At 59.8% G+C, this 24,056-nt stretch carries 21 protein-coding genes and 1 pseudogene; 18 read left to right on the top strand and 4 right to left on the bottom strand.

Features of this window, described 5'->3' with window-relative positions:
- Positions 1 to 122 precede the first annotated feature (122 nt).
- From LD28_RS0114880 to LD28_RS0114860, 5 genes are all read left to right on the top strand, one after another.
- Complete coding sequence (locus tag LD28_RS0114880) at positions 123 to 1,148, top strand: ABC transporter permease subunit (RefSeq protein ID WP_033137731.1); 1,026 nt, start codon at positions 123 to 125, stop codon at positions 1,146 to 1,148.
- Positions 1,149 to 1,150: 2 nt separating this feature from the next.
- Complete coding sequence (locus LD28_RS0114875; protein WP_033137730.1) at positions 1,151 to 2,194, top strand: ABC transporter permease; 1,044 nt, start codon at positions 1,151 to 1,153, stop codon at positions 2,192 to 2,194.
- A gap of 150 nt (positions 2,195 to 2,344) precedes the next feature.
- On the top strand, positions 2,345 to 4,162 hold the full coding sequence (locus LD28_RS0114870) for an extracellular solute-binding protein (protein WP_033137729.1): 1,818 nt from the start codon (positions 2,345 to 2,347) through the stop codon (positions 4,160 to 4,162).
- Between the two features lie 31 nt (positions 4,163 to 4,193).
- Positions 4,194 to 5,252 carry an ABC transporter ATP-binding protein gene (locus LD28_RS0114865; protein ID WP_033137728.1) on the top strand — a complete coding sequence of 353 codons (1,059 nt, stop codon included), beginning with the start codon at positions 4,194 to 4,196 and terminating at the stop codon, positions 5,250 to 5,252.
- Complete coding sequence (locus LD28_RS0114860) at positions 5,249 to 6,295, top strand: ABC transporter ATP-binding protein (protein ID WP_033137727.1); 1,047 nt, start codon at positions 5,249 to 5,251, stop codon at positions 6,293 to 6,295. The genes LD28_RS0114865 and LD28_RS0114860 overlap by 4 nt, the downstream gene beginning before the upstream one ends.
- A gap of 101 nt (positions 6,296 to 6,396) precedes the next feature.
- Here the strand turns inward: LD28_RS0114860 and LD28_RS23965 are convergent.
- A pseudogene (locus tag LD28_RS23965) lies at positions 6,397 to 6,522 on the bottom strand (YitT family protein); the annotation flags it as partial.
- 70 nt (positions 6,523 to 6,592) lie between these two features.
- Between LD28_RS23965 and LD28_RS0114855 the strand changes: the two are divergent.
- The gene (locus LD28_RS0114855; protein WP_033137726.1) at positions 6,593 to 7,384 is read left to right on the top strand and encodes a substrate-binding periplasmic protein; all 792 of its coding nucleotides are present in this window, start codon (positions 6,593 to 6,595) and stop codon (positions 7,382 to 7,384) included.
- Between the two features lie 11 nt (positions 7,385 to 7,395).
- Here LD28_RS0114855 and LD28_RS0114850 read toward each other — a convergent pair whose 3' ends face one another.
- A complete protein-coding gene (locus tag LD28_RS0114850; RefSeq protein WP_033137725.1) occupies positions 7,396 to 8,007 on the bottom strand; it encodes a YitT family protein in 612 nt (203 codons plus the stop codon).
- 243 nt (positions 8,008 to 8,250) lie between these two features.
- On the opposite strand from LD28_RS0114850, the gene LD28_RS0114845 reads away from it, so the two are divergent.
- The 6 genes from LD28_RS0114845 to LD28_RS0114820 all read left to right on the top strand — a co-directional run bounded on the left by LD28_RS0114845 (position 8,251) and on the right by LD28_RS0114820 (position 13,713).
- Positions 8,251 to 9,618: a nucleotide sugar dehydrogenase gene (locus tag LD28_RS0114845; RefSeq protein WP_033137792.1), complete on the top strand. Its 1,368-nt coding sequence runs from the start codon at positions 8,251 to 8,253 to the stop codon at positions 9,616 to 9,618.
- Positions 9,615 to 10,640: an NAD-dependent epimerase gene (locus LD28_RS0114840; RefSeq protein WP_033137724.1), complete on the top strand. Its 1,026-nt coding sequence runs from the start codon at positions 9,615 to 9,617 to the stop codon at positions 10,638 to 10,640. Before LD28_RS0114845 ends, LD28_RS0114840 begins: the two co-directional genes overlap by 4 nt.
- Before the next feature lie 111 nt (positions 10,641 to 10,751).
- The gene (locus tag LD28_RS0114835) at positions 10,752 to 11,354 is read left to right on the top strand and encodes a DUF2076 domain-containing protein (RefSeq protein WP_033137723.1); all 603 of its coding nucleotides are present in this window, start codon (positions 10,752 to 10,754) and stop codon (positions 11,352 to 11,354) included.
- A gap of 203 nt (positions 11,355 to 11,557) precedes the next feature.
- The gene (locus LD28_RS0114830; protein WP_033137722.1) at positions 11,558 to 11,746 is read left to right on the top strand and encodes a hypothetical protein; all 189 of its coding nucleotides are present in this window, start codon (positions 11,558 to 11,560) and stop codon (positions 11,744 to 11,746) included.
- Between the two features lie 155 nt (positions 11,747 to 11,901).
- A complete protein-coding gene (locus tag LD28_RS0114825) occupies positions 11,902 to 12,756 on the top strand; it encodes a lytic transglycosylase domain-containing protein (protein WP_033137721.1) in 855 nt (284 codons plus the stop codon).
- A gap of 120 nt (positions 12,757 to 12,876) precedes the next feature.
- The gene (locus LD28_RS0114820; RefSeq protein WP_033137720.1) at positions 12,877 to 13,713 is read left to right on the top strand and encodes a phosphorylase family protein; all 837 of its coding nucleotides are present in this window, start codon (positions 12,877 to 12,879) and stop codon (positions 13,711 to 13,713) included.
- Positions 13,714 to 13,817: 104 nt separating this feature from the next.
- Here LD28_RS0114820 and LD28_RS0114815 read toward each other — a convergent pair whose 3' ends face one another.
- Together LD28_RS0114815 and LD28_RS0114810 are read right to left on the bottom strand one after the other, a co-directional pair.
- Positions 13,818 to 14,327: a YgjV family protein gene (locus tag LD28_RS0114815; protein WP_033137719.1), complete on the bottom strand. Its 510-nt coding sequence runs from the start codon at positions 14,325 to 14,327 to the stop codon at positions 13,818 to 13,820.
- 57 nt (positions 14,328 to 14,384) lie between these two features.
- Positions 14,385 to 14,960: a Crp/Fnr family transcriptional regulator gene (locus LD28_RS0114810; protein WP_033137718.1), complete on the bottom strand. Its 576-nt coding sequence runs from the start codon at positions 14,958 to 14,960 to the stop codon at positions 14,385 to 14,387.
- Between the two features lie 243 nt (positions 14,961 to 15,203).
- Between LD28_RS0114810 and ettA the strand changes: the two genes are divergently transcribed.
- From ettA to LD28_RS0114780, 6 genes are all read left to right on the top strand, one after another.
- Positions 15,204 to 16,871, top strand: coding sequence for an energy-dependent translational throttle protein EttA (ettA, locus tag LD28_RS0114805; protein ID WP_033137717.1), 1,668 nt, complete (start codon positions 15,204 to 15,206; stop codon positions 16,869 to 16,871).
- Positions 16,872 to 16,964: 93 nt separating this feature from the next.
- Positions 16,965 to 17,297: a hypothetical protein gene (locus LD28_RS0114800; RefSeq protein ID WP_033137716.1), complete on the top strand. Its 333-nt coding sequence runs from the start codon at positions 16,965 to 16,967 to the stop codon at positions 17,295 to 17,297.
- A gap of 264 nt (positions 17,298 to 17,561) precedes the next feature.
- Positions 17,562 to 18,905, top strand: a complete 1,344-nt coding sequence (locus tag LD28_RS0114795; RefSeq protein ID WP_033137715.1) for an NCS2 family permease — start codon at positions 17,562 to 17,564, stop codon at positions 18,903 to 18,905.
- A 162-nt stretch (positions 18,906 to 19,067) separates the two neighbouring features.
- Positions 19,068 to 19,514, top strand: coding sequence for a GNAT family N-acetyltransferase (locus tag LD28_RS0114790; protein WP_033137714.1), 447 nt, complete (start codon positions 19,068 to 19,070; stop codon positions 19,512 to 19,514).
- Positions 19,515 to 19,673: 159 nt separating this feature from the next.
- The gene (gene glnE / locus LD28_RS0114785; protein WP_033137713.1) at positions 19,674 to 22,571 is read left to right on the top strand and encodes a bifunctional [glutamate--ammonia ligase]-adenylyl-L-tyrosine phosphorylase/[glutamate--ammonia-ligase] adenylyltransferase; all 2,898 of its coding nucleotides are present in this window, start codon (positions 19,674 to 19,676) and stop codon (positions 22,569 to 22,571) included.
- Positions 22,572 to 22,836: 265 nt separating this feature from the next.
- Positions 22,837 to 23,931, top strand: coding sequence for a type I restriction endonuclease (locus LD28_RS0114780; RefSeq protein WP_033137712.1), 1,095 nt, complete (start codon positions 22,837 to 22,839; stop codon positions 23,929 to 23,931).
- Positions 23,932 to 24,056 lie beyond the last annotated feature (125 nt).

Raw genomic sequence — 24,056 nt, 5'->3', positions numbered from 1 at the left:
TACAGTGACCAAGCGGATTGTCTGCTATTTGGCAACCAATCCAGCGCGTAATGCCAGGAAGGACAGGCCTGTCACCGGATTTGACTGGCCGCAAAAATAACAACAAAGGACGAGGTTCCACCATGCTGTCGTATTTCCTACGCCGGATGCTTCTTATCATCCCGACGTTTCTCGGTATCACCCTGCTCGTCTTCACCATCACCCGTTTCGTGCCGGGCGGCCCGGTCGAACGCATGCTACTGCAAGCCCAGGTGTCCCAGAACGAATCTGGCCGCTCCAGTGGCAGCAAGGGGTCGCAAGCGCTCTCCGATGAACAGATCGAGGAGCTCAAGGCCTTCTATGGCCTCGACAAGCCGATGCTGGTCGCCTATTGGGAGTGGCTGCAGAAACTGGCGGTGCTGGATCTCGGCGAATCGACCCGCTACTACGAGCCGGTGTGGGGTCTCATCAAGGATCGGCTGCCGGTCACCGCCTTCTTCGGGCTGGCCACCTTTCTACTGAGCTATGCGGTCTCCATACCACTCGGGGTAGCCAAGGCGCTCAGGCACAACAGCCGCTTCGACTCCTTGAGCTCCATGCTCATCTACATGGCCTATGCCCTGCCCGCCTACGTGGTGGGGATCTTCCTCATCACCGTTTTCGCCTTCCATCTGGAGTGGCTGCCCATGGGCGGCTTTCCGGGGGATGACTTTGAGTACATGGAGAGCAGTTGGGATCAGATCCGCACTGTCTTCGCCCACGCGTTGCTGCCGCTCATCGCCTACGCCATCGGGGATTTCGCCATCCTCACCATGACCATGAAAAACAGTCTGATGGAGAACCTGTCGGCAGATTATGTGCGCACCGCTGTGGCCAAGGGGCTGCCGTTTCGCAAAGCGGTCACCGACCACGCCATGCGCAACAGCCTGATCCCCATCGCCAGTCACTTAGGGTCTGTGCTCACCGTCTTCTTTGGCGGCTCCTTTCTCATCGAGACCATCTTCAACATCGACGGCATCGGCCTGCTCGGCTACGAGTCGATCGTCGAGCGGGATTACCCCACCGTCATGGGTATTCTGGCCATCACCTCCATGCTGATGCTGATTGGCAATATCGTCTCCGATATCTGTGTAGCCCTTGTCGATCCCCGTGTGCGCTTTGGAGACTGACCATGAAGCTCAATCCGGTTACCTTGAAAAAACTCAAGCGCTTCAAGTCGATCAAGCGCGGTTACTACTCCTTCATCATCTTCACTGCGCTGGTACTGCTCTCCCTGCTGGCAGAGCTGCTGGTCAACAGCAGGGCGCTGATGGTGAGCTATCAGGGCCAGCTGCACTTCCCCACCTATGGCGATGTGATCCCCGGTCAGCAGTTCGGGCTCGACTACGAGTACGAAACCAACTACCGCCAGCTCAAGGCTAAATTTGCCGCAGAGGGCCAGGGCGACTGGGTGCTGCTGCCGCCGGTACCCTGGAACCCCTATGAGCAGGATTTCAAGGAGGATGCCTATCCCCCTTACGCCCCCAGTCTGGCTGAACGCCACTTCCTCGGCACCGACACCAGCGGCCGCGACGTGCTGGCGCGGCTGGTCTACGGCTTTCGCATCGCCATCGGCTTTGCCTTTATCGCGCTGGCGGCCAGTTACGCCATCGGGGTCACCATCGGCTGCCTGATGGGCTTTCTTGGCGGCCGCTTTGACCTCATCCTGCAACGCTTTATCGAGATCTGGTCTCAGGTGCCGTTTCTCTACGTCATCATGATCCTGGTGTCGCTGGCCAAGCCCAACTTCGGCCTGTTTGTCGGTATCAACGTGCTGTTCGGCTGGATGGGGATCACCTGGTATATGCGCACCCTCACCTACAAGGAGCGGGCGCGGGACTACGTGATGGCGGCGCGGGCACAAGGGGCGACCACCGGGCGGATCATCTTCAACCACATCCTGCCCAACACCCTGATGATGATCGTCACCCTGGCGCCGTTCGCCGTGGTGGGCAATATCTCGACCCTGACGGCGCTCGACTATCTGGGCTTCGGGCTGGCACCGCCAACCCCGAGCTGGGGGGAGCTGCTCTCCCAAGGCATCAACAATCTGGATGCCATCTGGATCGTCAGCTCGGTGGTGGCGGCGGTGAGTCTGGTGCTGATCATGGTCTCCTTTATCGGCGAGGCGATCCGCGAGGCGTTCGACCCGCGCAAATTTACCCGTTACCAATAACGAGGCCGGTGCTACCCGCGTCGGTATGCGCCAGGCAACGAACTGTGATTAATGAAGGGCGGGCCGCCACCACTGGCGGTCCCGAGAGCAAGGGATTAACCCGTTATCAATCAAGACCCCCAGTGCAGGGGCAAGACCTGGAAGTCAAACATGAAAAATAAACTCAAATGGATAGGTGCTCTCTTTGTGCTGGTGAACGGCTCCTGGGTGTGGGCGGCCAGCCTGCCCGCGGATCTCAAATGGGAGACCAACGACACGGATCCGGTGTTCGCCTCCCCCAAGGCGCTGCCGGGTGGCAGCCTCAATATGTTTGTCGACAGCTTTCCGCTGACGTTTCGCACCGTGGGGCCAGATTCCAACGGAGCGTTCCGCTCCTTCATCATGGATAACCAGCTGCGGCTCATCAGCTTCCACCCCAATACCGGCAACCCCATCCCCTCGCTGGCGACCCACTGGGCCATCGCGCCAGACAATCAGACTGTCTACTTCAAGCTGGATCCCCGCGCCAAATGGTCGGATGGCAAACCGGTCAATGCCGATGACTACACCTTCGGCTACGAGATGATGCGATCAAAAGACATCAAGGGGCCCTGGTTCAACAACTACTACACCACCGAAGTGGTCGCGGTAGAGAAGATCGACGACCACACCATTCTGGTCAAGGCGGGCAACCGCAAGGCCAAAATGGACCTGCTCAACACCACCGAGCTGTGGCCCCAACCCAAGCACTACTACAAGCTGACCCCCAACTGGGTGAAGCAGTACAACTGGGCCGTCGTGCCCACCACCGGCCCCTATGTGATCAGCGACGTCAAGAAGGGCAAGTCGGTCACCTTCAGCAAGCAGCAGGATTGGTGGGCAAAGGACAATCGCTACAACCAGCACAGATTCAATATCGACACCATCAAGGTGCAGGTGATCCGCGATCGCAACATCGCTTTTCGCCACTTCCTGAAAGGAGAGATCGATACCTTTGATATGCTCCTGCCCAACTGGTGGCATGAAAAAGCGGTCACCCCGGAATACAAAAAGGGGTACGTCCAGAAGGTGATGGCCATGACTGACACCAAACAAGGCGGTCAGGGGGTTCACCTCAATGTGGCCAACCCCAAACTGGCGGACGTGAATGTGCGGCTCGGCATCCAGCACGCCTTCAACATCGACAAGATGATCGAAACCGTGCTGCGCGGCGACTACGACAGAGCCACCACCTTTGACTCTGGCTTTGGCGAGTTCACCGACATCACGTTGCCTGAGCGGACTTATGACATCGGCAAGGCACGGGAGTACTTTGCCAAGGGCGGCTACGACAAGCCGGGGCCGGACGGCATCCTGCAAAATGAGAAGGGGGAGCGGCTGACGCTGGCGCTCACCTACACCAGTCAGGAGCACTCCAAACGACTGACCGTGCTGAAAGAAGAGGCCAAGAAAGCGGGTCTGGATCTGGAGCTCAATCTGGTGGATGGCGCCACCGGCTTCAAGGTGATGCTGGAGAAAAAACATGAAGCGGCCTGGCTCGGCTGGGGCGGCGGCGGTCTCTATCCGCAATATTGGGAGTTTTTCCACTCCGCCAACGCCAACAAACCGCAGACCAACAACCTGTTCAACGTGGCTGACAAAGAGCTCGATGGGCTGATCGACGCCTACAACGTCGAATTCGACATGGCCAAACGAGCCAAACTCTCCCAGCAGATCCAGCAGCGCATCTATGATCTCGCCATCTTCGTGCCCGGGGTGCAGCTCAACTATGTGCGAGCCAGCAGCTGGCGTTATGTGATGCTGCCCGAGGTGCCCGCCACCAAGAACACGCCGGACCTGCTCTACTGGCCGATGGACGGTTATCCTCACAGTAGCGGCGGTCTGCTCTGGCTCGATCCAAAGGTGAAGGAAGAGACCCACAACGCCAAGGAGGCAGGGGAGGCGCTGGCGCCCATCAACCTGCTCGACAAGACCTATGCACGTCATTGATATTCAGGCCATTGCGAAGGGAGCAGCAGTTATGCCCAACACCCAAGCCCCCATTCTTGACGTACCGGATAACGGGGGGGAGTTCGCCGTTGATAACGGCCAGCACCAGCCCCCGATCCTCGAAGTGCGCGATCTCGAGGTGGAGTTCGCCGTCGATGACGGCAAGATCAAGGTGCTCGACGGGGTTAGCTTCAAGGTGGCCCCGGGTCAGACTCTGGGGATCGTCGGCGAGTCCGGCTGCGGCAAGAGCGTCACCTCGCTGGCCATCATGGGACTCTTGCCCAAACCCCACGGTCAGGTAGTTGCTGGCTCCATCCGCTTTCAGGGGGAGGAGCTGCTCACGCTTGCGCCGGATCAGATGTACAAGGTGCGCGGCAACCGCATCTCGATGATCTTTCAGGAGCCGATGACGGCCCTCAACCCGGTGCAGACGGTGGGGGAGCAGCTGATGGAGGTGTTTCGCCTCCATCGCCCCGAGTATGACAAGGCCCAGCGCAAAGCCGCGGCCATCGCCATGCTGCAAAAGGTGGGGATCCCGGAACCGGCCCAGCGCTTTGCGGTCTATCCCCACAACCTCTCCGGCGGTATGCGCCAGCGGGTGATGATCGCCATGGCGCTCTCCTGCGAGCCGGACCTGCTCATCTGCGATGAACCGACCACGGCGCTGGATGTCACCATTCAGGCCCAGATCCTCGAACTAATGAAAGAGCTACAGGCCCAGACCGGGATGGCCATCATCTTTATCACCCACGATCTGGGGGTGGTGGCCGAGCTCTGTGACGAAGTGGTGGTGATGTATGCCGGGCGGGCGGTAGAGCAAGCCGATGTGTTCGAACTGTTTGACCACCCCCGTCACCCCTATACCCACGGCCTGATGAGCTCGATCCCGCGCCTTGAGGATGAGCCCAAGAGCCTGCTCAAGACCATCAAGGGACAGGTGCCAGCCCTGCACGAGATGCCCGCTGGCTGCCGCTTCTCCAACCGCTGCCCCCACGCGACCGATCTCTGTGTCAGCGCCATTCCGGCGGTGGAGCAACTCAATCCGCGCCACCATGTCGCCTGTCACTACTGGAAGGAGTTGACCGCATGAGCACTCTGTTATCGGTCAGGGATCTGAAACAGCACTTCCGGCTGGGAGGCGGCTTCCTGCGCAAGCAATATACGGTTCATGCGGTGGATGGCATCAGCTTCGACCTGAAACAGGGGGAGACGCTGGGGCTGGTGGGTGAATCTGGCTGCGGCAAGTCCACCCTCGGGCGCAGCCTGCTCAAGCTGTTCGAGCCGACCGCGGGCACCATCACCTTCGAGGGGCGCGATATCACCGCCCTCAGCCCGAAGGAGATGCGCTCCCTGCGCCAAGAGATGCAGATGGTGTTTCAGGACCCTGCAGAATCCCTCAACAGCCGCCACACAGTGGGCCAGATTTTGGAGGAGCCCTTTATCATCCACGGTAAAGGCAACACTGAGCAGCGCCGCGGCTGGGTGCAGGAGTTGCTGGCAAAAGTGGGCCTGCCGGGCAGCGCAGTGGATCGCTACCCCCACGAGTTTTCCGGCGGTCAGCGCCAGCGGATCGGCATCGCCCGCGCCATCGCCCTCAAGCCCAAGCTGCTGGTGTGCGACGAGGCAGTCTCGGCCCTCGATGTCTCGGTGCAGTCCCAAATCGTCAACCTGCTGCTCAGCCTGCAGCGGGAGATGAACCTCTCCATCATCTTCATCGCCCACGATCTGTCGGTGGTCAAACACATCTCGGATCGGATTGCAGTGATGTATCTGGGACGGATCGTCGAACTGGCGGATGCCCAGTCGCTCTATCTGGCGCCGCGCCATCCCTATACCCAGGCGCTGATCTCGGCCATTCCGGTGCCGGACCCACGGCGGCGCAGCCAGCGCATTCTGCTGACTGGCGATGTGCCCTCCCCCATCTCGCCGCCGAGCGGCTGCCACTTCCACCAGCGCTGCCCCCATGCGACCGAGCTGTGCAAGAGCAAGGTACCGAGGCTTGAGGTGTGCGATGAGGCCCATCATCAAGTGGCCTGCCACACCCCGCTCGCCGTTGGTGGTCACGCTATCAGCGGTAGCTCCATCAGTGGCAACGCTATGAGCGACGACAGCAGGCTGGAACAGGCGAGCTAGACGAAGCGTTCAAGCATCAGGGTAAAAACAGACGAGGCGGCCATCAGGCCGCCTCGTGCTATCGGGTCACGCTTGTCTTATCGAGTCACAGCCGCCGCTCATCAGGCAATCTGGTAGCGGCCCGGCTTGTGGTTGAGTGTCAACACCAGATTACAGATAACCGCCGCTACGATGGCGATGGTCTGGTGCCAGGGGAGCACCACGAAGAAGAAGGCAAGCTTGATGCTAAATCAGAAGTGATGGAACCGTAGCCGCACTGCCATACTCACTGCATGGCCAAAACACGCGGGAATCAAGATGCTCAGGCTCATTGCTATATTGGCACTCATGGTCAGCCTGACTCCGAATGCAAAACCTCTGCGATTCGTTGTACAACATTTTCCCCCGTACACCTTTAGTGACAAAAACAATAACATCACCGGCGCATACACCGAAATGGTGAAAGCCGCCTGCAAAGAGTGGCCTGACGGATGTGACATCATTCAGTTGCCCAATCTGCGAGCTCGCAAGATGCTGCAAAAAGGCTTGGTTGATGGCATGTTTCCCTTGGCCAAAAACCCAGAACGCAGCCAAGAACTCTGGTTTAGCCGCCCACTGAGTCGTACTTCTTGGGGATTTTTTTCCCATACAGATAATCCGCAAACCGACCTGACCTTCAATGCACTTTCCGGTGCACGGATCGGCGTCACAAAGAATTCATTCAGCGAATACTTGCTGTTAACGCTTGATAAGCAACTCCAGTTGCAAGGTGCAAAACCGCTGCGCATTGACACCAACATCACCGACTCGATGCGCAGTCTGGAAAAACTGCAGCGCAACTCACGCTACCAGTTCTATTTTTCCAATGTCGATGTAGCCCTCCACTATATGGAGCAAAGCGGCAATCACCAGCTCAAGTTACTTAAAATAAGCCACGTTGCTAACTACTACATAGCGTTCAACAAACAGGTGGTGAGCCAGGACCAGCTGATGGCATTTAACAAGATCCTGGAGCGACTGGAGAATGAGGGCGTCTTGCTTACTTATAGAGTGCATTGGGGCTTATCCTCGCCAAGTAAGGATGACAATCTGCACTCCCTGTTCCACTGATATAGAGCCCGTCAGGCAATCTGGTAGCGGCCCGGCTTGTGGTTGAGTGTCAACACCAGATTACAGATAACCGCCGCCACGATGGAGAGCGCCAGAATCCAGGGTTGCACCACGAAAAACGAGGCGATGACGATGGCACAATCGAGCCCCATCTGCAGCTTGCCCGCCCGGATGCCAAAACGATCCTGAATGAAGAGCGCCAGAATGTTGAAGCCCCCCAGACTCGACTTGTGACGGAACATGATGAGCAGCCCCATGCCAATCAGGGTGCCGCCGATCAGCGCCGCATAGAGGGGCTCTATCTTGCCGATCTGCAACACCCCGTTGAGGTGATCGGTCATGTAGGAGACCGCCGCCACCGAGACGAAGGTGTTGAAGGTAAAACGTGGCCCCATTCGCAGCCATGCCAACGCATAGAAGGGCAGGTTGATGCCGAAAAACAGCAGGCCGAAGCTGATGCCGGTCACCTTTTGCAGCAGCAGCGCCAGCCCGGCGGTCCCGCCGGTGAGCAGGCCAACCTGATGAAACAGAAAGATGCCGAGGGAAACAAAGCCGGCCGCCGTCAGCAGGGCCAGCACATCCTCATAAATAGGATGAGCGTTGCGAATCGAGGTGTTGTCCATAACCTGTATCCAAGCGAAGTAAAGAGAGAGTGTCTGTCGCCTGCCGTTGCGGGCGGGCTGCGAGCCCTGTTCTACAGGGCTTCGTTATGGGGTCCAGTCTATTTTTTGTGAAAAGGATCACAACAGCCCGGCTGAACGCCCCATTCTGGTGCCTGTCATCTGGCATTGACACCCGCTGCACCAAGATGCAGCATGCCGCGGTTTAAGCGCGCCATCCCCCATTCACAGCACGAGGCACTTTTCATGAAGGTCACCATTTTTGGCACAGGCTATGTCGGGCTGGTGCAGGCCGCCGTTCTGGCCGAGGTGGGCCATCAGGTCTGCTGCGTGGATGTGGATGGCGAGCGGATCGCCGCCCTCAGGCAGGGGCAGATCCCCTTCTACGAACCGGGGCTGGCCCCGCTGGTCGAGAGCCATCTGGCCAGCGGCCGCCTGAGCTTTACGGTCGATCCCGCCATTGGCGTGGCACACGCCAACCTGCTGCTGATCGCCGTGGGCACCCCGGCTGACGAGGATGGCTCGGCCGATCTGCAACATGTGCTGGCGGTGGCCGACACCATAGGCCGACTGATGAGCCGCCCCAAGCTGGTGGTGACCAAGAGCACGGTGCCGGTCGGCACAACGCAGCAAGTACGAGAGCACATTGAGCAGCAGTTGGCCGAACGTGGGCTGGCCCTCACCTGCGAGGTGGCGGCCAACCCCGAGTTTCTCAAGGAGGGAGCGGCGGTCAACGACTGCATGCGGCCGGACCGCATCATCATCGGCTGTGACAGCGAAAGGGCGCTTGAGCAGCTGCGCGCCCTCTATACCCCCTTTAACCGTAATCACGACCGGATCGTGGTGATGGATCTGCGCAGCGCCGAGCTCACCAAATACGCCGCCAACGCCATGCTGGCCACCAAGATCTCCTTTATGAACGAGATGGCAGCCCTCGCTGAAGAGCTGGGAGCCGATATCGAGGCGGTACGGCAGGGCATGGGGGCCGATCCCCGCATCGGCTACCACTTTATCTACCCGGGCTGCGGCTATGGCGGCTCCTGCTTCCCCAAGGATATCAAGTCGTTGCGCCATACCGCAGCGAGTGTCGGCTGCGACGCCCCGCTGCTGGCAGCGGTCGAGCAGGTCAACCAGCGCCAGCAACAAAAGATGGCGCAAACCCTGCTGACCCGCTTCGGCCCGGCTCTGCGTGGCCGCACCTTCGCCCTGTGGGGACTGGCGTTCAAACCCGGTACCGACGATATGCGCGATGCGCCGAGTCGCCCGCTGCTGGCCGCCGGTGGCCGGGTGCAGGCCTTTGATCCCAAGGCGATGGGGCGTGCCCATGAGCTTTACGGCGAGCGGCCGGATCTGCAGCTCAGCCCCACTCAGGAGGCGGCACTGGAAGGGGCCGATGCCCTGCTCATCTGTACCGAGTGGCAATCCTTCCGCGTCCCCGACTTTGCCCGGATGAAGAGTCTGCTCGCCAGCCCCGTCATCATCGATGGTCGCAACCTTTATGATCCGCGCCAGCTCAGCGAGCTCGGGTTTGACTATCACGCCATCGGGCGACCACATCTACCCGCCAAAAAGCAGCCAGCCAATGCGAACTGCAATCCGGAGACCCAACCATGATCTATCTGGTCACCGGCGTCGCCGGTTTTATCGGTTTTCATGTAGCCAGCCAGCTCTGCGCCGCAGGCCATCAGGTGGTGGGCATAGACAACCTCAACGACTACTACGAGGTGAGCCTCAAGGAGGCACGGCTGGCACAGCTGGCCAGTTTCCCCGATTTTCACTTCGAGCGGCTAGATCTGGCGGATCGCGAAGCGATGGCGACCCTGTTTGCCAGCCACCGTTTCGAGCGGGTGATCCATCTGGGGGCGCAGGCGGGGGTGCGTTACTCTATCGACAATCCGTTCGCCTATGCCGACAGCAACCTCACCGGCATGCTGACGGTGCTGGAAGGCTGCCGTCACCACGGGATTCAGCACCTCATCTACGCCTCCTCCAGCTCGGTCTATGGCATGGGGGATCAGATGCCCTACTCCACTGCGCAGCAGGTGGATCACCCGGTCTCCCTCTATGCCGCCACCAAAAAGAGCGGCGAGCTGATGGCCCACGCCTATTCGGCGCTCTATGGCCTGCCCACCACAGGGCTGCGCTTCTTTACCGTCTACGGCCCCTGGGGTCGGCCCGACATGGCCATCATCAAGTTCACCCGCGCCATCCTCGCGGACGAGCCTATCGATGTGTATAACAACGGTGATCTCAGCCGCGACTTCACCTACATAGACGATATCGTCGCGGGGATCCTCGCCGTCGCCGATCAGCCGCCCCGCCCCAATTCCGATTGGCACGCCAGCGAGCAGAGCGCGGCCGAGAGCGCGGCCGAGAGCGCGGCCCCCTACCGCATCCTCAATATCGGCAACGGCCAACCCGTACAGTTGCTCGCCTTTATCGAGGCGCTGGAGGAGGCCATCGGCAAGCCCGCCATCAAGCGGATGCTGCCGATGCAGGCAGGCGACATGCACGCCACCTGGGCCGACAGCGAACCGCTGCACACCCTCACTGGCCTGCGCCCCGCCACGCCCCTCAAGCAGGGGGTCGCCGAGTTTGTCCGCTGGTATCTCGACTACTACCGGCCAACCCCCTGATGAAGGCGAGCAGATCCATCAGTCATTGATGAGTTAATCCGGTATCACTGGTTTGCCATGGGTTTTAGGATGGCTGAACGCACTGTCTGCGCACCATAGCGAGGATTTGAGATGCAACCACAGGAACAGGGTCTGATCGATGGACTGTTCGACCGCCTCAAGCAAGCGCAAGCCAGGGATAGCAAGCGAGACCAACAAGCGGATCAGCTGATCCGGCAGCATCTGGCAGAGCAGCCCGATGCCCCCTACTACATGGCCCAGGCCCTGCTGATCCAGCAGGCCGCCCTCACCCGTCTCAACGAGCGAGTCAAGGAGCTGGAGGCCAGCCAGAGCGCTCCGAGCGGCGGCAGTTTCCTCTCCGGCCTGTTTGGCAGCGAGAGCAGCCCACCCCCACGCTTTACGCCGCCACCGGCAACTGCCCTTGCCCAACCTGCGTCCCGTGCCAGCTCCTTTTTGGGCGGCGCCCTGCAAACCGCCGCCGGTGTGGCCGGTGGCGTGATGCTGGCAGACATGATCGGCGGGCTGTTTCACAGCAACCGACCCGAGGAGATCATCGACATCATCGAACCGGCGCCCATTGCCAACCCGGTCGACCCAGAGCCGGTCAGCTGGAATGGCTGGGATTCGCCCCCCGATGCCAGCAGCAGCTTTCTCGATGACGACAGCCAGGGCGGCTGGGACGACAGCGACGATAACAACGGCGGTTTCTTCTGACCGTCACCCGACCACAGGCCCCGTATCTGGCGGGGCCCTACTCGATACAACACCCATGACTATGGAAAGTGTGATGACACCACGGATCGGCGGCGGCGCCGCGCGATATACTCAGCGCGCTTCGTGCCACCCGGGAGACACTCCCGACCCCAGGCGCTCTGTCCGTGGCCACGCAACACCCCCATGACGACAAGGAGCCACCCATGATCCGAACCCTGCTTTTGACCGGTGCTGCCATCGCGGCCTATGCCCTGCAACAGAGCCACTCTCTGCTTCCCCTGCTCAGCCTGCTGGCCCTGCTTTCGCTCTGGGTTGCCAGCGAAATTGGCCAATTCTACCGCGACCTCCCCGACGCCAACGCCGATAAGCAGGAGTACCACCACGACTTCTAAGCGACAGAAAAGCCTCGATAAACGGCTCGTTCGCCATTAGTTCCATACCATTTTGCTCTCTGAAATCCTCGGGCTATAACAACAGGATCCACTGGTTTCGTGGCGATGGCAGCCATGTTCCTCTATATCTTCTCTACTCAAACAGGAGATACCCCATGAGGAACATCAGCGAAAACGGACTGTTTTTGCTGCTTTTTTTGTCGTTGTTACTGGCAGGTACGCCGCGGGCGATGGCACAAGGCAGGGATTTCAGACAAGCCCCCAAGGCGTTGACGGCGATCAAGCAAGGTCAGGCGGCCCAGCAAAACGGTAATCTGCAAAGGGCCATCGCCCTCTACTGTGTCGCAGCCAGCACCGGCAACCCCGAAGGGTACTTCCGGATCGGCCGCCTGCTCGCCACCGGCCCCGCCTCGGTGCGCAGCGCCAGAATGGCCAACAGCTACCTCGCCATGGCGATGCGCCTTGGCAACCAGCAGGCAGCCCGTTACTACAACGCCCGCGTCGGCAATGCCCCCATGGGAGATCAGTGCGGCATCGGCGCCCGCGGCGGACAGGGAAGCTACTTTGCCCTGCCCAGCACACCATTCAATCTCGAGGCCTATCTGGCGCGCCAGGCACCGGGCAAGCAGAAACTGGCCACCATGTTGCGCCACGCAGCCAAACGCCATCAGGTCGATGTCCGGCTGGTGCTGGCCATCGCCATTGCGGAGTCCAACCTTGAGAGCGGCGCCGTATCCCCCAAAAATGCGCAAGGGGTGATGCAACTGATCCCCGAAACCCAGCAGCGCTTTGGCGTCACCCGACCATTTGATCCGGCACAAAATATCAAAGGTGGGGTCAGCTACCTCAAGTGGCTCGATCGCCGTTTCGATGGCAATTGGGTGCTGATCTCCGCCGCCTACAACGCAGGTGAGAAGGCGGTTGAGCGCTATGGCGGCATCCCGCCCTATGACGAGACCCGGGAGTATGTAAAACGGGTGCTCTACTTCGCAGGACACAAGCAGCCCTGACCCCGTTCAGCAGGACTGAATCCAGACAAACCGCCCTATCCACAAAACAATTAATGATTTGCGCAATCGTTTGCCTGCAAGTAGAATCCGGCGCTTTCCCGCAGCCCTGACAGGTGAAACATGAATTTCTTTAAACGGTTGGTGTGTCTGATCGCACTATTTTGTGCCCCCTTCTCATTCGCACACGCAGCCAACCCGGCTTCCTCCCCCATCCTGATCCAGGGGGCGATGGACGTTGAGGTGGATACCATGGTCGCGGCCCTGCAAGAGAAGCAGGAGCTGACTGTCGGCGCATGGACCTTCTGGCAAGGTACGCTGGCTGGCTATCCGGTGGTCATCTCCCGCACCGAAGTGGGTCTGGCCAATGCGGCGGCAGCCACCACTCTGGCCATTGAGCGTTTCAAGCCGCGCCTCATCATCAACCAGGGCACCTCGGGGGGCCATGATCCGGCGCTGCATCGGGGCGATATCGTCATCGGCACCAAGAGCTTCAACATGGGAGCCTATCGCAGCGATCTGGCCCCGGCCGAACAGGGCGTTGACCCAAGCAAATGGCACAACTTCGATGTAACCATGCGTCTGCGCGATAACGGCAAGCTGGTGGAGCACAGCTCGTTCACTGGCGACCCCGAGCTAGTTGGCCGTGCTCTTGGCATGGCTGATCGCTATCAGCACGGTCGCGTGGTGGCAGGCATCATCGGCACTGCCGACGAGTGGAATCGGCAGGTGGCCCGCATCAACTGGCTGCACCAGACCTATAACACAGCAGCCGAAGAGATGGAGACCTCCTCCGCCGCCCTGGTGGCCGAGGCCTACAAGATCCCCTTTGTCGGGATCCGGGTGCTCTCCAACACCGATCTCCATGGTGAGGAGTTCGATCCGAAAACGGCCATCCACTGCCAGCAGTTCGTCATCGACTACGCCAAGGCGCTAATCAACAGCTTTAACAAGGCTTGATAGTGCCAGAGAGGCCGCCGCAATGGCGGCCTCTCTCTCTTGTCCCCCCCCAGCCTCAACCAGATAGCCATCCTCCATACGCCTCTCAAGTCAGTCAGCAACAATCATCCGCAGACAGACTCCTTGCGCCCGTAGTGACGGTAATACCCCACCAGATTGCTGACCAGAAACAGCCCCTCCATCAGCGCGGCGACCGGTGAGCCCACCAGCAGGTTATTGCCAAGCCAGCAGAGGGTACCGAGCAGCATCCAGCGCCGCAGTTGGCGATCGTCGGGGCAAAACGCGGCCCGGGTTTGCAGCAGGCTGGCCAGCAGCCCGATCAATGACAGCAGGCCCTGATAAGTCGCCATCGCCGCCGCACAGGCCAACCCCATGAAAAACCACATCAAGATGCGCCGAACCAGCCAGATACTCACCAGAAAGCGTACGCTGGCCAGCAGCAACAGGCAGGCGGCCGACCACTGCCCGAGCAGGGCAAAGTGACCGGCATTGAGTGCACAGGAGAGGGCCAGACAGGCCAAGATTCTGCGGCGATCCCGTAACTGAAACGACAGCAGATCGAGCAGCAAGGCCAGGCTCACTACCAGTTGCGACCACAGAAACAGCGACATCATCCACACCTCGTCCGTCATTTGGATGGCGCAGCATGAAGTGGCAACCAACAGGCCGCATTAACCCGTGTTAATGCGGCGGCGGATCCGTGACAGGGTGACCGGGCTGATACCGATGTAGTTGGCGAGCTGTACCTGAGTGAGCCGCGCAGGCCAGTGGGGGAAGGTGTGGCAGAGCTCCCGATAACGTTCCTCGGGGGAGTGGAGCAGCAAAAACGCCTCCTTGCGCTCCTTGTAACCGAGCTGCTGGCGTAGCAGAGCCATACAGACCTGCTGCCAGACGGGCTCATCCAGCAGGACGATCGGCACCCGCACCACCTGCAGCTCCGTCAGCGCCTCCAGCTGGTAGCGGGCGGGCGACCCCGTGAGCCAGCTGTCATAGAGCAGGCAGAGCTCCCCTTCGAAGTAGAACTCCTTGCAGCGCTCCTGCCCGTCCCGGGTGTAGTGGCAGGCACGGGCGATGCCCGCTTCGATATAGAAAGCCGCCTCCTGCTCGGCCCCTTGCGCCAACAGTGTCTGACCGGCGCGCAACGTCTGCCGTGGCAAGCGCAGGCTGATGGCTTCGCTCAGCGCGGCGTCCAACCCCATTGTGCAGAGAAAGGCGGCCAGTGAGGGGGCTTGAGGGGATGGGATCATGAGGGCTCCGGGACAAAACAGCAGCCCACATCATGCCCAAATTGCACGGCTGATGCAGCAAGACGTGACCGCGGTGGCAAAGGGGGGCGCCAACCGGGCGCTGCCTTTGCCCACCCCTGTCCATTGGTTTACAATCGACGGGTTTTTTGGAACCGGGTTGACGGCGTGTCGACCTGGCCCCACCACGACATCAGTCTGTTAGTGCCAAGACATTAACCTGCTGAAAAGGAAGAGAATTAGCCAATGGCTCAATTTATTTACACCATGAACAGGGTCGGCAAGGTCGTGCCGCCCAAGCGTCATATCCTCAAGAACATCTCCTTGAGCTTCTTCCCGGGCGCCAAGATCGGCGTACTGGGTCTCAACGGTGCCGGTAAATCCACCCTGCTGCGCATCATGGCGGGCATCGATACCGAGATCGAAGGGGAAGCCCGTCCGCAGCCCGGCATCAAGATCGGCTACCTGCCCCAGGAGCCGAAGCTGGATCCGGAGCAGACCGTGCGCGAAGCGGTCGAAGAGGCCGTTGGCGACGTGAAACGCGCCATGGCCCGTCTCGACGAGGTCTATGCCGCCTACGCCGATCCGGATGCCGACTTTGACAAGCTGGCCCGCGAACAGGGCGAGCTGGAAGCCATCATCCAGGCCCAGGGTGGCCACAACATGGAGAACCAGCTGGAGCGTGCGGCCGATGCCCTGCGCCTGCCAGCCTGGGATGCCAAGATCAAGCACCTCTCCGGTGGTGAGCGTCGCCGTGTGGCGCTGTGCCGTCTGCTGCTGGAAAAGCCGGACATGCTGCTGCTGGACGAACCGACCAACCACCTGGATGCGGAATCCGTGGCCTGGCTGGAGCGCTTCCTGCACGACTACGAAGGGACTGTTGTGGCCATCACCCACGACCGTTACTTCCTCGACAACGTGGCAGGCTGGATCCTGGAGCTGGACCGCGGCGAAGGTATCCCGTGGGAAGGCAACTACTCCTCCTGGCTGGAGCAGAAGGACGCCCGTCTGGCGCAGGAAGCAAGTTCCGAAGCAGCCCGTCGCAAGTCCATCGAGAAAGAGCTGGAGTGGGTTCGTCAAAACCCGAAAGGGCGTCAGGCCAAGTCCAAGGCCCGTATGGCTCGCTTCGAAGAGCTCAACACCAACGACTACCAGAAGCGCAACGAGACCAACGAGCTGTTCATTCCGCCCGGACCGCGCCTCGGCGACAAGGTGGTGGAAGTGGCCAACCTGCGCAAATCCTATGGTGATCGGGTGCTGATCGACGATCTGTCGTTTGCCATTCCGAAGGGGGCCATCGTGGGCATCATCGGCCCGAACGGTGCCGGTAAGTCGACCCTGTTCCGCATGATGTCGGGTCAGGAGCAGCCGGATTCCGGCGCCATCACCCTGGGTGAAACCGTGGTGCTCGCCTCTGTCGATCAGTTCCGCGACAGCATGGATGACAAGAAGACGGTATTCGAAGAGGTCGCTGACGGTCAGGATATCCTGCGCATCGGCAACTACGAGTTCCCGAGCCGCGCCTATATCGGCCGCTTCAACTTCAAAGGTTCCGACCAGCAGAAGCGGGTTGGCGAACTCTCCGGTGGTGAGCGCGGTCGTCTGCACCTGGCCAAGCTGCTGCAGACCGGCGGCAACGTACTGCTGCTGGATGAACCGACCAACGATCTGGATATCGAAACCCTGCGCGCCCTCGAGAACGCCCTGCTGGAGTTCCCGGGTTGCGCCATGGTCATCTCCCACGACCGTTGGTTCCTCGACCGTATCGCCACTCACATCCTGGATTATCAGGATGAGGGCAAGATCGAGTTCTTCGAAGGTAACTTTACCGAATACGAAGAGTGGAAGAAGAAGACCTACGGCGCCGAGGCGATCCAGCCCCATCGCGCCAAATACAAACGCATCACCAAATAAGGCTGACTGCGTCGTGTTGAGGGGAGCTTCGGCTCCCCTTTCTGTTGCCTTTTGACTTACAATCCAAGACGGATGCCTTTGCATGGATGTAGCATGATGACGACCCCCATTGAGAAAAAACTCACCATCCAGATCCGGGTTGAACCGGGTTGCCTCGGACCGGATGGCAAGGAGCACATAGAGACCTTCTGTGCCGCTGCCGCCAAGATGTTTGCCGCCGTGGAGCCCGAGCTGGTGAGCTGGGTGCTGATCCCCCGCTACGACAAACAGCTGCCGGAGCAGGAGTTCTTTATCGAGGGGCGCAAGCTGACCGAAGAGCAGGCCAGCCTCTTTCTGCGCCGTTTCGGGCGCGAACTGGGTGAGGTTCAAGACCGACTCGACTCGGTGCTGGCCCAGCTGGTCGAGCGTTACTTCAAGACACTTTAAATCTCTTCTTTTCGAAAAAAGGTTCTCCTATGAGAACCTTTTTTCATGGTCAAAAAGCAAACGTTTGAATTTTTGCTCTATTCATTGATCTGCTTCGCAGATCCAGGGTTTGTAAACGGCGCCGCCTGTGTAAAAATGTGCGCGCTGTCACGGTATCAGGACGAGTCTGGTTACTTAACCGCCAGAAACAGGGCAATTTACCCCGCATGGATGGGATAGCCCGTTCCCCTGCTGCTTATTTCACGTCACCTATTGGAATCCAACATGAATCAACAACACCAAGCTGCCAATCAGGCCGCCGGGCAAGGATTGCTTGAGCGCCTGTTTGCCCTGCAAGGCCATGGCACTACCGCCCGCACCGAAGTGATCGCCGGTATCACCACCTTCCTGACCATGGTCTACATCGTGTTCGTCAACCCGCAGATCCTCTCTGCTGCGGGCATGGACACCCAGGCCGTGTTCGTCACCACCTGCCTCATCGCCGGTATCGGCAGCATCCTGATGGGCCTGTTGGCCAACCTGCCGATCGCGCTGGCCCCCGCCATGGGCCTCAACGCCTTCTTCGCCTTCGTGGTGGTCGCAGGCATGGGTTACTCCTGGCAAGTGGGTATGGGCACCATCTTCTGGGGCGCCATGGGTCTGTTGATCCTCACCCTGCTGCGGGTGCGCTACTGGCTGATCGGCAACATCCCGCTCACCCTGCGGGTTGGCATCACCGCCGGTATCGGTCTGCTCATCGCCCTGCTCGGCCTGCACAACGCCGGTATCGTGGTCGCGAGCCCGGCCACCATGGTGACCGTGGGCAACCTCACCTCCCTGCCCTGCCTGCTGGGTCTGCTCGGTTTCTTCCTGATCTGCATCTTCTCCGCCCGCGGCGTGCACTCCGCCGTGCTGATCGCCATCGTGGTCACCACGGGTCTGGGCTGGCTGTTTGGCGATGTCACCTTCAAGGGCTTTGTCTCCATGCCCCCCAGCATCGAGCCGGTATTCGGCCAGCTGGATCTGATGGGATCGCTCGACATCAGCCTCGCCGGGATCATCTTCTCCTTTATGCTGGTCAACCTGTTCGACTCCTCCGGCACTCTGATTGGCGTCACTAACCGCGCCAAGCTGGCCGATGATCGCGGCCACTTCCCGCGCATGAAGCAGGCGCTGATGGTCGATAGCGTCAGCTCGGTCGGCGGCGCTTTCATGGGCACCTCCTCGGTCACCGCCTTTATCGAAAGCAGCTCCGGCGTCGCCGTCGGCGGTCGCACCGGTCTGACCGCCATCATCGCGGGCATCCTGTTCCTGCTGGCGATCTTCTTCTCCCCGGTTGCCGCCATGGTGCCAGCCTACGCCGCCGCTGGCGCCCTCATCTATGTGGGTGTGCTGATGTGCTCCGAGCTGACCCGGGTCAAGTGGGAAGACCTGACCGAAGCGGTCCCGGCCTTTATGACCGCAGTGATGATGCCGTTCAGCTTCTCCATCACCGAGGGGATCGCCGTCGGCTTCATCTCCTACTGCGTGATGAAGGCAGGCACCGGCCGCTGGCGCGAAATCAACCCCTGCGTGCTGGTGGTGGCCCTGCTGTTCGTCCTCAAGTTCGTCTGGGTCGACAGCCACTAAGCCGCTGTTCCACCAATAAAATGGGCCTCCGATATCGGGGGCCCATTTTTATAACCGGGGCTTAAAAAGGGTGGCTGCGTAACGCTCACCCCGTCAGGCAAAACTGTTAACATGGCAGTCGATAGCCCGAAAATATCCATCACCATCCAGCAAGGAGCCAGGATGCAGAACAGAGAAGAGCAGTTTGAATTCGAGATCAGTGACGACAAGGGGCGGCTCGATGTGCCGCTGATCCACCGCTTTTTATCGGAAGAGGCCTACTGGTGCCGGGGTATTCCCCACAGCACTGTGGTGCGGGCCATCAACCACTCCCTCTGCGTTGGCGGCTATGTCGACGGTCAGCAGGTCGCCTTCGCCCGTGTCATCACCGACAAGGCCACCTTCGGCTATCTGGCGGATGTATTCGTGCTGCCAGAGTATCGCGGCCGCGGCTACAGCAAGGCGCTGATGGCGGCTATTGTCGACCATCCCGAGTTGCAGGGATTGCGGCGTCTCGCCCTCGCCACCTCCGATGCCCACGGCCTCTATGCCGGTTTTGGCTTTGCGCCGCCCGCCAACCCGGGCAGTCTGATGGAGATCTACCACCCCACCATCTACCAGCGCACCTGAATGAGTGACCGCCGATAATTCCCGCCGGATCATGCTTCTCGCCCCTGCGCTGTGACGCGGGGGCCTGACAGTGCTAGATTGGCAGCCACCATTTTGAACCGGCAGTTTCGTTAACCCCGTGTCGTTAACCCCCTGTCGTGAACCACAAGGACGGCAACCGTGGCCCAGCATTTTGCTTCTCTCTGCGCATCAATCTCCCCATCACTCACCGCTTTCCCGCCCTTGCTGCAAGATCAGGCCGAGCGCCAGTGGCAACGGCTGGTCGAACTGGCCCCCGACTATGGCAACCAGCCCGAATCGGTTCGCCACACCCTGCTGACCCTGCTTGGCCTCTCCGATTTTGTCGCCGATTCTCTCTTCAAACAGCCGGAGTTGCTGACCGAGTTGCTCGTCTCAGGGGATCTCGAACGGGCCGAGCGCTGGCCCGCCTACCAGAGTGACCTCACCTCCCTGCTCGCCGAGGTGAGTGATGAAGAGGCGCTCAAGCGCATTCTGCGCCAGTTCCGCCGCAGCCGTATGCTGGTGATCGCCTGGCGCGAGCTGCTGGGCCATGCGGCAGTAGAAGAGAGCTTTATCCACCTCACCAAGCTGGCGGATGCCCTCATCTGCTCTGCTCGCGACTGGCTCTACACCAAACAGTGTGGCGAGCTGGGCACCCCGATGGACGGCGACGGCAATCCGCAGCCACTGCTCATTCTCGGCATGGGCAAGCTTGGCGGCGGCGAACTCAACTTCTCCTCGGACATCGACCTTATCTTCACCTTCCCCGAGAACGGCTACACGGTCGGCGGGCGGCGCGAGCTGGCCAACCAGCCCTTCTTCATCAAGCTGGGCCAGCGCATCATCAACGCCCTCCACCAGCCCACTCAGGATGGTCAGGTGTTCCGGGTCGACATGCGACTGCGTCCCTTTGGCGATGCGGGGCCGCTCGCCATCTCCTTTGCCGCCATGGAGGATTACTACCAGCACCACGGCCGCAACTGGGAACGTTACGCCATGGTCAAGGCACGGGTGCTGGGCCCCCAGTGCGAACACGCGGTGGAGCTGGCAGAGATGCTGCGCCCCTTCGTGTTTCGCCGCTATATCGACTTCGGCGTTATCGACGGCCTGCGTCAGATGAAGGCGATGATCGCCGCCGAGGTGCGCCGCAAGGGGCTTGAGGGCAACATCAAACTGGGGGCTGGCGGCATCCGCGAGGTGGAGTTTATCGCCCAGGCGCTGCAGCTTATTCGCGGCGGGCGCGAACCGGCGCTGCGGGTGCGTCACCTGCCGGAGGCGCTGGCCGCCATCGCCCAGTGCGGCGCCCTCGAATCCGCCCATTGCGACCGCCTGCTGGCGGCCTATCGCTTCCTGCGCCGAGTGGAGAACATCCTGCAGGAGATCGGCGATCAACAGACCCAGACCCTGCCCACCGAGGAGCGGGATCGCCAGCGGCTGATCGCTGCTCTGGGTTTTGCCGACTGGGGCGCCTTTATGGCTCATCTCGATGAGGAGATGGCCGCCGTCCACCAAGAGTTCGCCGCCGTGGTGGGGGAAGAGAAAGAGGCCCCCGCCCATCTGGAGCAGCTCTGGCTGGATCTCTGGCGCACCGAGCTCGATGCCGCCGAGCTGGAAAAATTGCTGACCGCGCAGGGGGTGGCCGAGCCCGCCCCGCTCTGCGCCGCCCTGCTGCGTTTCAAGGAGGAGTACAAGCGCCGTCAGGTAGGGCCGCAGGGGCGTATCGCGCTGGATTGGCTGATGCCGGAGCTGCTGCGACTGGTGGTCGCCAGTGAGCAACCCGCCCGCCTGTTCGAGCGGGTGTGCGAGCTGCTGACCCGCATCTTCACCCGCAGCGCCTATCTGCAACTGCTGGCGGAGAACCCGGGCGCCCTGCGCCAGCTGGTGCGGCTGTGTGACGCCAGCCATCTGGTGAGCGAGCAGCTGGCCCGCTACCCCATCCTGCTGGACGAGCTGCTCGATCCCCAGCACCTCTACCACCCCACCCCGCTCGATCAGTACAAGCCCCAGCTGCGCCAGTTCCTGCTGCGCATCCCCGAAGAGGATGTGGAGCAGCAGATGGAGGCGCTGCGCCAGTTCAAGCAGGTGCAGCTGCTGCGCATCGTGGCGGCCGATATCGCTGGCGCCCTGCCGCTGATGAAGGTAAGCGACCACCTCACCTGGCTGGCGGAGGCGATCACCGAAGAGGTGGTCAATCAGGCCTGGGCCCAGATGAGCGAGCGCTACGGGGTGCCACCCGAAGTGGCGCTGAGCGGCCAGCGGGGCTTTGCGGTGGTGGCCTATGGCAAGCTGGGCGGCATCGAACTCGGTTACGGCTCGGATCTCGACTTGGTGTTCCTGCACGGCGGTGACCCCAACAGCTACACCGACGGGCGCAAGCCCATCGACAGCCGTCAGTTCTACCTGCGCCTCGCCCAGCGGATCCTGCATCTGTTCAGCACCCGCACCCCCTCCGGCATCCTCTACGAGATCGATATGCGGCTGCGTCCCTCCGGCGACTCCGGCCTGCTGGTGTCGTCGCTGTCGGCCTACGAGCAGTACCAGCAAAACGAGGCGTGGACCTGGGAGCATCAGGCGCTGGTACGGGCTCGCCCCATCTATGGCGATGATGCCATCGTTGCCGAGTTTGCCCGCATCCGCCGCGATGTGCTGGCCAAGGAACGGGATCTGCCAACTCTGGCCCGCGAGGTGCGCGAGATGCGCCACAAGATGCGGGATCACCTGCTCAAAGCGGGCGCAGGGGAGTTCGACCTCAAGCAGTCCCCCGGCGGCATGGTGGATATCGAGTTTATCGCCCAGTATCTGGTGCTGGCCCACGCCTGCGGCGAACCCGATGCCCTCACTCGCTGGTCCGATAACGTGCGCATCTTCGACGAGTGCGTGATGGCAGGAGTACTGACCCTGGAGCAGGCGGAGGGGCTGAAACAGGCCTATCTGGAGATCCGCAACCTCGGCCATCGCCTCAACCTCTCGGAGATCTCCCGCAAGGTGAGCGACGATCAGTTGCAAAACGAGCGCAGCCATGTGCTCGACGTCTGGCGCAAGCTGCTGGGGGAGTGAGATAACCCACTGCTGGTTCAATAAGCAAGGGGCGCTTGGGCGCCCCTTTCTAATATAAACATCAGCTACAAGCTCATATTTTATTCACACAACACTCAATAGCGGTGAGCTGGATCCTGTTTCAGGCATACCAACCTTGGAATCGTATGGCACTTTGCTGAATATACGCAGAGATAAGCCGTATCTATGACCTCACCTGATTTTGGCCAGATATGACGGGTGAATATCAACTAAACAATTCCAGTCCCAGCGCAGAGAGGAAACAATGGATTTTTCAGAGCAGCTACAGAGTCTCGCCAAAAAGATTGCGCAACAGTCATCGATGATCACCACCGAAGAAGCAACCAAGAACGCTTTTGTCATGCCATTTCTCAATCGTGTACTTGGCTATGATGTGTTTGATCCTACGGAGGTGATTCCGGAATTCACCGCAGATACAGGCATCAAAAAAGGGGAAAAGGTTGACTACGCCATTCTCAAAGATGGCCAAGTACAAATCCTGGTTGAGTGCAAAAAATACAGTGAAAAGCTCTCGGCCAAGCATTCTGGTCAACTCTTTCGCTATTTTTCAGTTACCAATGCTCGAATCGGCATTCTGACCAATGGGGCACAATATGAGTTCTACACAGATCTTGATGCGCCAAACAAAATGGACGAAAAACCATTTTTGACGCTCGATCTGGAAGACATAGATGAACACATAGTGCCCGAGGTATTAAAACTAACCAAAACCTCTTTCGATGTTGATTCAGTTGTCGATGCGGCTGGCGAACTGAAGTACCTCAGCCAGATCAAAAAGTTGCTAGCCGAACAATTTGGCTCACCGGAAGAAGACTTTGTTAAGTTCTTTGCATCCAGAATCTATGACGGTGTGCTGACTGCAAAGGTCAAACAGTCCTTTACCGACATCACCAAGAAGGCACTTAGCCAATTCCTGAATGACAGCATCAATGCCAGATTGAAATCTGCGATTGGTAGCAGTGTCAGCTCCTCAACTATCCAACCGGCATTTGATAGTGATCCATCCAGTGATAACAATAATGCCGAAGGCAGTAGTGAGGAAAAATCAAAGGTCGATACAACGATTGAAGAGATGGAAGGCTTTAATGTCGTCAAGGCAATTCTGAGACAGCGATTTGATGTAACAAGAATCGCGGCAAGAGATACCCAAAGCTATTTTGGTATTCTCCTCGACGATAATAATCGCAAGCCGTTATGCCGGTTGCATTTTAATGCGAAGCAGAAATATATCGGTTTATTCGATGCCGACAAGAAAGAGACCAGACACCCTATTTCCTCGATAGATGAGATTTTTACCTTTGCAGACCAGTTGCTGACCGCAACAGCAGTCTACGAATAGTTGCTATTAGGGGGGGAATCCCCCCCCTTTCATCTCGCCAGAAAAAGCCCGTTTACCGACTCAAGCCGTGATCCATCACCGTCTCCACCAGCATCTGGTTGAAGCACAAGTAATCTTCCTCCTCG

This window comes from Aeromonas finlandensis (genome assembly GCF_000764645.1).
Classification (GTDB): domain Bacteria; phylum Pseudomonadota; class Gammaproteobacteria; order Enterobacterales; family Aeromonadaceae; genus Aeromonas; species Aeromonas finlandensis.
The sequence above is the reverse complement of the archived record's forward strand: the minus strand, read 5'-3'. Positions and strand labels throughout refer to the sequence as shown.

Bases quoted from the DNA above. Each gene is read 5' to 3' on its own strand.
- LD28_RS0114880 (WP_033137731.1), top strand. From the start codon at position 123: ATGCTGTCGTATTTCCTACGCCGGATGCTTCTTATCATCCCGACGTTT.
- LD28_RS0114875 (WP_033137730.1), top strand. From the start codon at position 1,151: ATGAAGCTCAATCCGGTTACCTTGAAAAAACTCAAGCGCTTCAAGTCG.
- LD28_RS0114870 (WP_033137729.1), top strand. From the start codon at position 2,345: ATGAAAAATAAACTCAAATGGATAGGTGCTCTCTTTGTGCTGGTGAAC.
- LD28_RS0114865 (WP_033137728.1), top strand. From the start codon at position 4,194: ATGCCCAACACCCAAGCCCCCATTCTTGACGTACCGGATAACGGGGGG.
- LD28_RS0114860 (WP_033137727.1), top strand. From the start codon at position 5,249: ATGAGCACTCTGTTATCGGTCAGGGATCTGAAACAGCACTTCCGGCTG.
- LD28_RS0114855 (WP_033137726.1), top strand. From the start codon at position 6,593: ATGCTCAGGCTCATTGCTATATTGGCACTCATGGTCAGCCTGACTCCG.
- LD28_RS0114850 (WP_033137725.1), bottom strand. From the start codon at position 8,007: ATGGACAACACCTCGATTCGCAACGCTCATCCTATTTATGAGGATGTG.
- LD28_RS0114845 (WP_033137792.1), top strand. From the start codon at position 8,251: ATGAAGGTCACCATTTTTGGCACAGGCTATGTCGGGCTGGTGCAGGCC.
- LD28_RS0114840 (WP_033137724.1), top strand. From the start codon at position 9,615: ATGATCTATCTGGTCACCGGCGTCGCCGGTTTTATCGGTTTTCATGTA.
- LD28_RS0114835 (WP_033137723.1), top strand. From the start codon at position 10,752: ATGCAACCACAGGAACAGGGTCTGATCGATGGACTGTTCGACCGCCTC.
- LD28_RS0114830 (WP_033137722.1), top strand. From the start codon at position 11,558: ATGATCCGAACCCTGCTTTTGACCGGTGCTGCCATCGCGGCCTATGCC.
- LD28_RS0114825 (WP_033137721.1), top strand. From the start codon at position 11,902: ATGAGGAACATCAGCGAAAACGGACTGTTTTTGCTGCTTTTTTTGTCG.
- LD28_RS0114820 (WP_033137720.1), top strand. From the start codon at position 12,877: ATGAATTTCTTTAAACGGTTGGTGTGTCTGATCGCACTATTTTGTGCC.
- LD28_RS0114815 (WP_033137719.1), bottom strand. From the start codon at position 14,327: ATGATGTCGCTGTTTCTGTGGTCGCAACTGGTAGTGAGCCTGGCCTTG.
- LD28_RS0114810 (WP_033137718.1), bottom strand. From the start codon at position 14,960: ATGATCCCATCCCCTCAAGCCCCCTCACTGGCCGCCTTTCTCTGCACA.
- ettA (WP_033137717.1), top strand. From the start codon at position 15,204: ATGGCTCAATTTATTTACACCATGAACAGGGTCGGCAAGGTCGTGCCG.
- LD28_RS0114800 (WP_033137716.1), top strand. From the start codon at position 16,965: ATGATGACGACCCCCATTGAGAAAAAACTCACCATCCAGATCCGGGTT.
- LD28_RS0114795 (WP_033137715.1), top strand. From the start codon at position 17,562: ATGAATCAACAACACCAAGCTGCCAATCAGGCCGCCGGGCAAGGATTG.
- LD28_RS0114790 (WP_033137714.1), top strand. From the start codon at position 19,068: ATGCAGAACAGAGAAGAGCAGTTTGAATTCGAGATCAGTGACGACAAG.
- LD28_RS0114780 (WP_033137712.1), top strand. From the start codon at position 22,837: ATGGATTTTTCAGAGCAGCTACAGAGTCTCGCCAAAAAGATTGCGCAA.